Source organism: Streptomyces sp. 2A115 (genome assembly GCF_052245575.1).
Classification (GTDB): Bacteria; Actinomycetota; Actinomycetes; order Streptomycetales; family Streptomycetaceae; genus Streptomyces.
In genome coordinates, this window is sequence record NZ_JBQQCG010000069.1 from 39,487 (window position 1) to 49,508 (window position 10,022).

At 69.4% G+C, this 10,022-nt stretch carries 10 protein-coding genes and 3 pseudogenes; 9 read left to right on the forward strand and 4 right to left on the reverse strand.

The genetic code is table 11. The features are described from left to right. Positions 1 to 58: 58 nt before the first annotated feature. Positions 59 to 199 (reverse strand): annotated as a pseudogene (locus ACTWQR_RS40875) (IS982 family transposase); the annotation flags it as partial. Between the two features lie 118 nt (positions 200 to 317). On the opposite strand from ACTWQR_RS40875, the gene ACTWQR_RS40880 reads away from it, so the two are divergent. From ACTWQR_RS40880 to ACTWQR_RS40905, 6 genes and pseudogenes are all read left to right on the forward strand, one after another. Beyond that, entirely contained in the window at positions 318 to 1,190 is an 873-nt protein-coding gene (locus tag ACTWQR_RS40880; protein ID WP_443232323.1) for a potassium channel family protein, read from the forward strand. Between the two features lie 46 nt (positions 1,191 to 1,236). Next, positions 1,237 to 1,734: pseudogene (locus ACTWQR_RS40885) on the forward strand (cation transporting ATPase C-terminal domain-containing protein); the annotation flags it as partial. A 233-nt stretch (positions 1,735 to 1,967) separates the two neighbouring features. After that, entirely contained in the window at positions 1,968 to 2,132 is a 165-nt protein-coding gene (locus ACTWQR_RS40890) for a CBS domain-containing protein (RefSeq protein ID WP_443232324.1), read from the forward strand. A 123-nt stretch (positions 2,133 to 2,255) separates the two neighbouring features. Continuing rightward, a complete protein-coding gene (locus ACTWQR_RS40895) occupies positions 2,256 to 3,005 on the forward strand; it encodes a glucose 1-dehydrogenase (RefSeq protein WP_443232356.1) in 750 nt (249 codons plus the stop codon). 28 nt (positions 3,006 to 3,033) lie between these two features. After that, positions 3,034 to 3,699: a hypothetical protein gene (locus ACTWQR_RS40900; protein WP_443232325.1), complete on the forward strand. Its 666-nt coding sequence runs from the start codon at positions 3,034 to 3,036 to the stop codon at positions 3,697 to 3,699. Between the two features lie 22 nt (positions 3,700 to 3,721). After that, complete coding sequence (locus tag ACTWQR_RS40905; protein ID WP_443232326.1) at positions 3,722 to 4,396, forward strand: hypothetical protein; 675 nt, start codon at positions 3,722 to 3,724, stop codon at positions 4,394 to 4,396. 95 nt (positions 4,397 to 4,491) lie between these two features. Here the strand turns inward: ACTWQR_RS40905 and ACTWQR_RS40910 are convergent, their stop codons facing one another. From ACTWQR_RS40910 to ACTWQR_RS40920, 3 genes are all read right to left on the reverse strand, one after another. Beyond that, positions 4,492 to 5,919 carry a wax ester/triacylglycerol synthase family O-acyltransferase gene (locus ACTWQR_RS40910; RefSeq protein WP_443232327.1) on the reverse strand — a complete coding sequence of 476 codons (1,428 nt, stop codon included), beginning with the start codon at positions 5,917 to 5,919 and terminating at the stop codon, positions 4,492 to 4,494. Between the two features lie 597 nt (positions 5,920 to 6,516). Then, a complete protein-coding gene (locus tag ACTWQR_RS40915) occupies positions 6,517 to 6,822 on the reverse strand; it encodes a hypothetical protein (protein ID WP_443232328.1) in 306 nt (101 codons plus the stop codon). A gap of 96 nt (positions 6,823 to 6,918) precedes the next feature. Next, a complete protein-coding gene (locus ACTWQR_RS40920; protein WP_443232329.1) occupies positions 6,919 to 7,470 on the reverse strand; it encodes a hypothetical protein in 552 nt (183 codons plus the stop codon). Between the two features lie 254 nt (positions 7,471 to 7,724). On the opposite strand from ACTWQR_RS40920, the gene ACTWQR_RS40925 reads away from it, so the two are divergent. From ACTWQR_RS40925 to pspAA, 3 genes and pseudogenes are all read left to right on the forward strand, one after another. After that, the gene (locus ACTWQR_RS40925) at positions 7,725 to 8,714 is read left to right on the forward strand and encodes an Acg family FMN-binding oxidoreductase (protein WP_443232330.1); all 990 of its coding nucleotides are present in this window, start codon (positions 7,725 to 7,727) and stop codon (positions 8,712 to 8,714) included. Between the two features lie 251 nt (positions 8,715 to 8,965). Next, positions 8,966 to 9,743: pseudogene (locus tag ACTWQR_RS40930) on the forward strand (PspA/IM30 family protein). After that, on the forward strand, positions 9,740 to 10,018 hold the full coding sequence (gene pspAA / locus ACTWQR_RS40935; protein ID WP_443232331.1) for a PspA-associated protein PspAA: 279 nt from the start codon (positions 9,740 to 9,742) through the stop codon (positions 10,016 to 10,018). The pseudogene ACTWQR_RS40930 and the gene pspAA overlap by 4 nt, the downstream one beginning before the upstream one ends. Positions 10,019 to 10,022: the final 4 nt, after the last annotated feature.

The following is a 10,022-nucleotide window of genomic DNA, read 5'->3' on the forward strand; positions in this document are numbered from 1 at the left end:
CGTACCTGGAAGACCTCGCCGTCGCGCTGCGAGCGGCGTGCCTGGACCGGTACCTGCGGAGCATGGCTTGCGCCACGGCAAGGCAGACGAGCTCGGAGCCGGTCAGCAGCGGCGGCCGTCCCACCCACCGGCTCCCTCCGATCTCGTCGTCGATCTTCACGTACAGCGCGGTCAAGAGCGTGCTCAGGTCTTGCGTCACAACATGATCTTGAGCGCCCTCTCTCTTCAAGCTCGCGCGCCTGCCCCGACATCGGACTCATTCGTCTAAGGTCCGGAAGCAGGGTCCGCTGCAGGCGACATGCTCGTGGGAGACGTGGATGAAGTGGCTGGTCTCGCTGGTCGGCGCGGGGCTGGTCATGGTCACCCTGCGGGACCTGTTCCACACCCTCTGGCACCCCACCCGCCACGGCGGCCTGAGCCGCCTGGTCATGACGGCGCTGTGGCGACTGGCCCGGCGCTTCCGTGCGCGCAGGCGTGTGGTCGGGCTCGTCGGGCCGCTCGCCATAGTCACGGTGGTGGGCATGTGGGCCGGCACCGTCATCCTCGGCTGGGCCATCGTCTACTGGCCTCACATGCCCGGAGCGTTCACCTTCTCGCCGGGTTCCAAGGCGGCGCAGGAGCCGGCGCTGCTCGACTCCGTGTACCTGTCGCTCGTCACGGTGGCCACCTTGGGGCTGGGGGACATCGCACCCGGCGAGAGCTGGCTCCGCCTGGTCTCACCGTTGGAGGCCCTTGTCGGCTTCGCGCTGCTCACGGCCACGGTCTCCTGGGTACTGGAGATCTACCCGGCGCTGACCCGCCGGAGGGTCCTGGCCATCCGGCTGGCGCTGCTGCGCGACTCGGACCCGGCGACCCAGCAGATCGACTGCACTGCGGGGGCGTTGCTGCTGGACAGCCTGGCCACCGAGGTCGTACGTGTCCGTATCGACTTCACCCAGTACGCCGAGGCGTACTACTTCCACGACGGGGAGGACCACTCGTCGCTGGCGGCCACGGTCGGCTACGCCGACGCTCTTGCCCAGCGCGGACAGGCGGGGCGGCGACCGGAGGTGCGGCTGGCCGGTGACCTGCTCGCCGGTGCGCTGAAAGACCTCGCCGCCATCCTCGACCAGCGTTTCCTCCATACGGACGGAACGCCCACGGAAGTGTTCGCCGCGTACGCCGCCGACCACGGCCGTGCGCAGCCCTGAGCAAGGGGGCACTCTGAGAGGGCAGAGGACCGTCTCTCGGGGCGGTGGTCGGGTACACGGCCCGGCCGCGTCAGGCCGACATCGGCGTCGCCATGGGCCGGCGCGGCACGGAGGTCGCACGCCAGGCGGCCGATCTGGTGCCCGCCGACGACAACCCGGCCACCATCGTGTCCGCCGTCGAGGAGGGACGCCGGGTCTACGCGAACGTACGCCGGTTCCTGCTCTCGCGCTCGCGGGGGGCACCGCGGAGATTCTGGTCATGTTCCTCGGCCCTTTCCTGGGGATGCCGCTGCCGCTTCTGCCCGCGCAGATCCTGTGGATCAACCTGCTCACGCACGGCCTGCCAGGCGTCGCTCTCGGCGCGGAACCCGTTGACCCGCACACGATGCGCAACTCGCCCCAGCCTCCCGAGGAGAGCGTGCTGGGGGCCGGCCTGTGGCCGCGGATCCTGTTCATGGGGGCCTTCGTCGCCACCGTTACCCTCGTGGTCGGCGTCTTGGCCCGGGAGACCGGGCGCCCCTGGCAGTCCATGATCTCGGCCGCCGGTGTCTATCTGCCACCCCTGCGGGACCTGGGTACGGAGCCGCTTCGGCCGACCGATCTGGCGATCGCCGCTGTGCTGTCCGGCCTCGGGCATGTCGTCATGCGTCTCCAGGCGCGGCTGAGACCGGAACGCCTGCCGAAGAGCCCAGGGACGTTGAGTGACGTGCGCGCCTGTTCCCGGCATGCGCACGGGAGGCGAGGAACCCACACTGGTCTGGAGGAGCGCCGGGCTGGGTGGGCCAGGCCCCGGCGGCCCGCGTGGACGAGCACAAGATTCGCCGACTGCCGGTCATCGACAATCACCGCCTCGTCGGCATGATCAGCGAAGCGGACCTCGCCCGTCACCTGCCCGAGGACCAGGTGGGCCATTTCGTCGAGGTCGTCTGCGCGGCCCCCTGACCGACCCATCGGTCGTCGCCCTGCGGCCCTTGAGACCGGACGTGTCATGCCGTCATGCCGCGTCGGTCGCGGCCGATGCCGCTCCTACGGATCTTCGTCGAGGCACTGGTTCAGGAGGTCATGATGGGACGTCTCACCGAGCGGGTGGCGATCGTCACCGGTGGAGCCAAGGGGATCGGCGCCGCTGTGGCACGTCTGTTCGCGGCCGAGGGCGCGGCCGTGGTGGTCGCCGACATCCTCGATGCCGAGGGGGAGAAGCTGGCGGCGGAACTCGGTGGCCCGGCCCGCTACGCGCACCTGGACGTCAGCACCGAGGACGGCTGGCAGACGGTGGTGGCAGAGACGGAGCGGGAGCTGGGCCCTGTCTCGGTGCTGGTCAACAACGCCGGCATCCTTGCGTGGGGAACCATCGAGGAACAGACCCTCGAATCCTTCCGGCGGGTCATCGACGTCAACCTCCAAGGCGCCTGGCTGGGTACGCGTACGGCGGCACCGTCTCTTCGCCAGGCCGGCGGAGGCGTGATCGTGAACATCTCATCCATCGCCGGCATCACCGGCTATGCCGGCATCGGATCGTATGTGGCCAGCAAGTGGGGACTGCGCGGGCTGACCAAGGCCGCGGCCCTGGAATTGGCCCCGGACGGGATCCGCGTCTGTTCGGTCCACCCCGGTGCGGTGCGCACCGCGATGACGGCCGACTTCGACGACTCGTTCACAGCCGGACAGCCCCTCCCGCGGTTCGGTGAGCCCGAGGAGGTCGCCCGTATGGTGCTCTTCATCGCCGCCGACGCCACCTTCTCGACCGGTGTGGAGTTCGTCTTGGACGGTGGTGTCACCGCCGGCCCACCGACCGTCCTGACTCCGGCCCGATGACCGGGCACCTGGCGAGGTGTGCCTCCCCATGACCCCCGCGTCCAAGGCCCGGGCCGTCGCTTCCGCAGCGGTCACCTTGGTGCTGCACGGCCAGGTCATGCGGCCGATGATGCTGACCTGGGGCGCGACTCGCGAAGAGGCTGCGCGTTCCTGTCCCGGGGATGAGCTCATCCCTGATGCCGACAGTAGCTCGACCATGGCCACGACCCTGCCCGCGCCGCCTTCGGAAGTCTGGCCGTGGCTGGCGCAGATGGGCTGTGACCGCGGCGGCTGGTACAGCTGGGACCGGCTGGACAACGGTGGGCGGCCGAGCGCTGATCGCATCGTCCCTCAGTGGCAGGGCCTGGAGCCGGGACAGCGGCTTGCCTCGGTGCCCAGCGGCCGCGCCTGGTTCACCGTCGCGGTACTCGTACCGGAACGGACCCTGGTGCTGCGGGCCGACACGCGACTGCCGTCCGGCAGCCCGTTCGACGCGTTCCATGGCCCGCCGCCTGTCGCGTTCGTCAGTTCGGTCTGGGGCTTCCACCTCGAACCGGCCGGCGCGGACACCCGTCTTGTCGTCCGCACGCACGGTCGAAGCCGCCCGCGCGTGCTCACGAGGCCGATTGACTTGTTGTTCTGGGAACCCGCCCACTTCATTATGCAGACCCGTCAGTTCCACAACCTGCGCGCGCGGCTCGCCCGGGCGGTGTGACCACGTGCTTCGGGAGGCTCCGATGTGCGCCGACTCGACCGCCGATCCCACCGGTGAACCGCTGCTGCTGGACGGTGCGCTGCCCGAGTTCGAGTTCTCCCGCCTCGAATGTGTGGCGCTCGCCGCGACACCGCCCGTCGCTTACGAGGCCGCGCGCGGGCTGGACCTGCTCACTATCCACTCCCCGCTTCTCAACGCGGCCGTGTGGGCGCGCGGACTGCCTGAACGGCTCCGCGGCCGGTCCATGCCGACCCCGCCGTCCCTGCGGGTGGCCGACCTGTTCGACACCGCCGGTGAAGCATGGGGAGGTCAGCCCTGGGTGGCGCTGGGCGAGAATCCGGGCCGCGAGCTCGTCTTCGGTGCGGTCGGGAAGCCGTGGCGGGCCTCCATCGAGTGGCGGCGGGTCGAACCGCAGCACTTCACGTCGTACGACGAGGCCGGCTGGGCGAAGATGGCGGCCGCCTTCGTGGTCCATCCGTACGGCACCCAGCGGTCCCTGCTCACCTACGAGGCGCGCACCACCTGCACCGACCCGGCATCGACTGCCCGCTTCGGCCGCTACTGGACACTCGTCTCCCCTGGCATCGGCGTCGTTCTGCGCGGGGCGCTCCACGCGGTCAGGGCAACAGCGGAGCAAGCGTCCAGGCGGCCCGGCCAAGGCGCGTCGCGGGAACGGTACTCACCTTCTGGTCCCTGAGCAGCCGGGCGCGGCACATCGCGTGTGGGACCACCTCACCAACAGGCCGCTGCAGCCCGGTCACTGACACCATTAAGGGGTCTTTGCCCGTCAATTCACGCAAGGAGGTGTTGTGATGGGCTCAGCGCCTGCAGGGAATCCCGCACGCCCTGGGCGAAGACGTCGACGTCGGGACAGGCGTTCGCGTCGGCTACGACGGTGATGTTCAACTGCTCGGCATAGGAGAGCGCAGCGACCGCCAGGGTGAAGTTCCCGACAAGCGGCACCACCGGGAAGATCTCGGTGATCCGCGCCCCGGCGAGGTAGAGCGGCATCGGGGGGCCGAAGATGTTGGCGACGTACACGTTCGCCCAGCGCTGACGGGCGAGGCCGCGTGTCATGGCCCGCTGGAGGACCCGGTTGCGGCCGACGATTCCTTCGGGAGCGCCCACGACGTACTTCTTCTGTCGGGCGCTCGCCTCGGCGATCAGCCGCAGCCTCCGGATCGGATCGGGCTCACCGATCGGGAGCGGCACAAACATCAAACCGCCCTGGTTGCCGCGTGCCTTGCCGGGTTCCTCCTGGTGGAGCGAGACGGGCACGAAGGCCCGCAGGACCAGATCCTCGACGAGTTCCCCACGGCTGCGCAGCAGCTCTCGAAGGCCGCCTGCGGTGGCTGACATCAGGACGTCGTTCAGTTTCGCGTCGTGGCTGTGAGCGATCTGCTTGGCGGCGTCGAGGCTGCTGCGGATGACCGCCAGTCTGCGGTGCTGGCCGATCGGGATGTTGAAGCTGGTCCGCGGTGCTCGCCCCTTGAGATAGTTCTCGCGTACCGCGGGCCACCTCTCCCGGGCCTGATGCAGCGTGGTGGCGGGCCGACGGAGCTTCGACAGCGTGCCTTCGGCCGCCTGGACGCGCCGGCGAAGGTTGTCCTCGAACAGGCTGCGGCTGGACGGCATCGGCGCCGGGGTCCAAGGACGGGCGGGCGTTGTGGGCGCATCGGCGCTCGGATCGAGGAACGTGCCGAGCACGGTCACCCCCGCCGGGCCGTCGGCGATGGTGTGGTGCACCTTGATGAACATGGCCACCCGGTCGTCGGCCAGGCCGGGCAGGAACCACATCTCCCACAGTGGCCGTGACCGGCTCAGGGGGAGAGCGCGCACATCCTCAACCGTGCGAAGAAGGCGCTCCTCATCAGGGGGAGCAGCGAAGGGGCGGACGCGGACGTGTTCGGTGAGATCGAAGAATCGAGCATCGACCCACAGCGGCCGGCCGAGCCCCCACCGAGGCGTGTAGAGCAACTGACGGAATCGCGGGACCTGAGGCAGGCGGCTTCCGATCACTTCCCGAACCGCCTCCACCCGAAAACGACCACCCCGATCGAGGAGTCCGGTGCCATCGAGGATGGCGAGGGCGCCGATCACCTCGGGCCAGCCGAGATCATCCGGCCGCAGCATCATGAGATCCTGCGGGCCCAACCGTTCCAAGGCCGGGAGCCGGGGGCCCGGCTGGACAGATCTTGGCGCAATGCTTGACTTGTTCATGGTCCCACCGCCGCCCAGGACGAAGATCAGGAACCTTGCACACTTCTATAGTCTCGCTCACCCGACGCGCGGTGAAAGGCACCGAGCTCAGCGGACCTGATGGCGGGGACAGATGTCCGCTGCACCACGGCCTGCGACGAACTGGCCTCTGAGCGGGGACGCCACCCGCGCCACCGTACGTGACGATCCGCATGCGCGACGCCCTGGACCGCGGTGTGCGCGTCCGGGCCGCCGCGGGGTGGAACGCGGAGGTGAGCCCGCGGGCAGGGCGGGCTGGATGATCGGCCCCGGGGGGTAGGTGTCGCCGCCGCAGGCCACGCAGTCCGCCGACTCGGCCCAGGGCCCGCCGGTGCACCCGGCTTCCGGCACCCTGCGCCGGAAACAGCCACCCGATCGCCCCGCGGACCGTGGCGCGGCAGGCGTACACCAGCGGCGCGGCAGCCGTACACCGGCGGCGGGCTGCGGCGATGGCGCCGCCGGTCACAATGACATGGCACGCCAGAGCGCGGCCTGCCTCACGCGTTACCACGAGCTGGCCCTGCAACGGTCAGCCGCAGGGCCAGCTTGGCATCACGAGGGACGGCCGATACGCGCGCCTCAGCTGAAGAGCTGGAAGAATTCCGGGAAGGTGCCAAGTACCCCCAGGGCGATGAGCACCGAGCTGATGACGAGGGCACGCACGGTCTCGTACGGCTTGTTGCGCAGCGTCATGTGCAGTACCGCCCACGCCAGCAGCCAGACCACCACGGCCAGCGTGGTCTTGCCGGAGAGCGGACCGACCGAGGCGCTCCACTCCAGAGCGTCGTGCACACCCGTGCTGGCCTCGGTAAGCGTGGTCAGCAGACCGAGCGCGGTGGCGCCGATGCCCGCGGCGATGATCGCCGCCGAGATCGGTCCCTCCACCTTTTCACTGAGGGGGAATTCGTCCGGACCTCTCCCTGCGGAGGGGTTTGCCCCGTTCCTGGGTTCCATGTCCTCGGCTTCCCTTCGTACGTTGTGTTACTGGACCGGCGCGACCTTGGTGATGAAGGCGCCGAGTGCCCCGGCGATCGCGGCGAAGAGGAAGGCGAGGACGAACAGGCCGATGGTGGTGTGCCGGACCCGGTTGTGCCGGATCAGGCCCGGGCCGTAGTACCAGACGATGAAGGCGACAGCCGTGGCCAGGATCGGACTGAGCCAGGCGATGTGCTCCTTCCATTCCATGCCGAACTCGTGCCAGTCCGCTGTGTCGGGGTCGGCGAGCAGCTGTGACCTGGCGCTGGTCGGGATCTTCTCCCGGTACCAGGGGTAGACGACCCAGGTCCCGGTGATCACCGTCGCCCACGCCGTCACCGCCATGGCGGTGACGCCGATCCTGACCCGCCGCATCCGCTTCACCACGCCTTCGCGTGTCATCAACGCGGGTTTGAGGCTGTACAGCTCGGCAAGCCCGCCGGCGAAGGCGAGCAGGAACACGGCGCCGAGCCCCATGCCGTGGATGACGGTCCACCATTCGCGGTTGGTGAAGCTCAGGGCAATCGCCTGTTCTGTGACCGGGACCGGTGCTGCCATGAGGCTGCCCTCCGAGGACGATCGCGCTTCAATGAAGGGATGAATAAGGTATTAAAGGGGCAAAGCGACTCTATCGGCGGCGGCCCCCATACCCGTGCAGCTTCTGTTCTCCCGCGCGTCACGAGCGGGGCGGGGCGGGACGGACGACCGTCGGCGGGCTGAGCGGCGGCAGTTGTGTGCTCGGGCTATCGTGAGAGGCAGACCGCCGGCGCAGGAGGTGCAGGAGGTCGGTCGGGTCCACCAGGAGGGTGGCCGTGGCGGCAGAAGCGCTTGATGCGAACACCGTGACGGGGATCGTCAGGGACGCCACCGTCGCTCCGTCCATGCACAACGCGCAGCCGTGGAAGTTTCGCTTTGTCCGCGACAGTGGCACCGTCCAGGTGCGCTCCGACCTCGAGCGCGCCATGCCGCGTGCCGACCCCACCACCTGTGCACTCCACTTGGGCTGTGGTGCCGCCCTGTTCAATCTGCGCGTCGCCGCAGCTCATGCGGGCTGGGAGCCGGCCACCGAACTGCTACCCGACCTTGCGGACCCGCAGCTGCTCGCAACGGTACGGCTGACCACCCCTGTATCGCCCGAGAGCGACCTCGCCCCGCTGTACCCGGCGATCCACCGGCGCCGCACCAGTCGTCACCCGTTCACGGACGAGGAGATACCTCAAGCCATCAAGGACGCCCTGAGTGCCGCCGCCCTCCTGGAGGGGGCCCGGCTGATCTTCCCCGATGCATGGCATGTACAGACGCTGCTGGACCTGGTCTACGACGCGGAGGGGCGCGACGCCCTGGACCCCAGCGCCTCCGAGGAGCTCAGGCGCTGGACCCGTGTCGGCGCCGATGTCACGGAGACGGCGACCGAGGGGATCCCGGACTACGCCCTCGGCCCACGCAAGCGCGACGGCAAGGCCCCGGTGCGCGACTTCGCCGGCAGGCGTCCCGTGCCCGGCCGCGATGCTGTCACGTTTGAGAACGCGCCCCAGCTAGCCCTCCTCGGCACCGCCGATGACCGGCCGAGGGACTGGCTGCAGGCGGGCCAAGCACTGGAGCGTGTCCTCCTCCAGGCCACCCTGGACGGGCTGTCCACCTCACTTACCTCCCACGCCCTCGAATGGCCAGAACTGCGCTGGGCCGTCCGCGACCCGCAGTCGGCGATGGGATTCGTACAGATCGTGCTCAGGCTCGGTTACGGCCCCTCGGGTCCCGAGACGCCGCGCCGTCCCGTGCACGAGGTGCTCGACATCGAGTAAGGCGGAGCCAGGAGGTCGGATCACGCTTGCTGACTGCTTAGGCAGCTCTTCGTCGGTGGGCTGTGGGCCTTCAGGGTCGTCGTCGTTCACGAGCCCGCGTGCGGTCCCGCGCCGTCACCGGCTGCCCAGAAGGCATGGGGCGTCAAGAGCGAGGTTGCGGCCCGGACCACGCCGCCGGAGCCTGGAGATGTCCCGCAGACGAGGCGTGGCCTGGCTGATTCCTCACCCCTGTCGAGAGGAGGCAGGCCGCTATGACCAGCATCGCCCACCGCATAGCCACCTTGTTCCGGATGAAGGCGAACAAGGCCCTGGACCGGGCGGAAGACCCGCGCGAGGTCCTGGACTACTCCTTATACCCAGCAGCAGGAAATGCTGCAGAAGGTACGACGGGGTGTGGCGGACGTGGCCACCAGCCGCAAGCGCGTCGACCTGCAGATCAACCAGTTGCGCCAGTCCAGCGGCAAGCTGGAGGGACAGGCCCAGCAGGCGCTCGCCGCCGGACGCGAGGACCTCGCCCGCGAAGCCCTGAGCCGACGCACCGCCGTGGCCTCCCAGCTCACGGACCTCCAGACCCAGCAGGCATCGCTGCAGGCCGAGGAGGAGAAACTCACCCTCGCCTCACAGCGCCTGCAGACGAAGGTGGACACCTTCCGTACCAGCAAGGAAACCATCAAGGCCCGCTACACCGCGGCCGAGGCCCAGACCCGCATCACCGAGGCCGTCACCGGCATCGGCGAGGAAATGGGCGATGTCGGCCTGGCCATGCAGCGCGCCGAGGACAAGACCGAGCAGTTGCAGGCCCGTGCTGGTGCGTTGGACGAACTGCTCGCCTCCGGCGCCCTGGAGGACGCCACCCTCCCCGCCGGCCGCGACGACATCCAGGCCGAACTCGAGCGCGTCACCGCGGGCCAGGACGTGGACAAGGAACTGGCCCGGATGAAAGCGCAGCTTCCTGCGTCCGCCACTCCGCCGGCCGTCGAAGGCAGGAGCGCCGAGCAGGGCCAGCCGGACCAGGAGGCGACATCATGATCATGCGGATTCTGGGCGAGGGCCAGTACGAGATCACCGACGATCACCTCGACCGGCTCAACGAGCTGGACGCCTCGCTGCAGTCGGCAGCCGACGCCGAGGACGAGACGGCCTTCGCAACCGCCCTCTCAGCGCTGCTGGACGCGGTGCGCAGCCTCGGCACACCCCTGCCGGACGAGACGATCACACCGTCCGACCTGGTGCTGCCCGACGAGGACACCAGCCTCACACAGGTGCGGGCCCTGCTCTCCGACGAGGGCCTCATCCCGGGGTGATGGC

Coding starts and splice junctions, on each gene's coding strand:
- ACTWQR_RS40880 (WP_443232323.1), top strand. CDS start 318: ATGAAGTGGCTGGTCTCGCTGGTCGGCGCGGGGCTGGTCATGGTCACC.
- ACTWQR_RS40895 (WP_443232356.1), top strand. CDS start 2,256: ATGGGACGTCTCACCGAGCGGGTGGCGATCGTCACCGGTGGAGCCAAG.
- ACTWQR_RS40900 (WP_443232325.1), top strand. CDS start 3,034: ATGACCCCCGCGTCCAAGGCCCGGGCCGTCGCTTCCGCAGCGGTCACC.
- ACTWQR_RS40905 (WP_443232326.1), top strand. CDS start 3,722: ATGTGCGCCGACTCGACCGCCGATCCCACCGGTGAACCGCTGCTGCTG.
- ACTWQR_RS40910 (WP_443232327.1), bottom strand. CDS start 5,919: ATGAACAAGTCAAGCATTGCGCCAAGATCTGTCCAGCCGGGCCCCCGG.
- ACTWQR_RS40920 (WP_443232329.1), bottom strand. CDS start 7,470: ATGGCAGCACCGGTCCCGGTCACAGAACAGGCGATTGCCCTGAGCTTC.
- pspAA (WP_443232331.1), top strand. CDS start 9,740: ATGATCATGCGGATTCTGGGCGAGGGCCAGTACGAGATCACCGACGAT.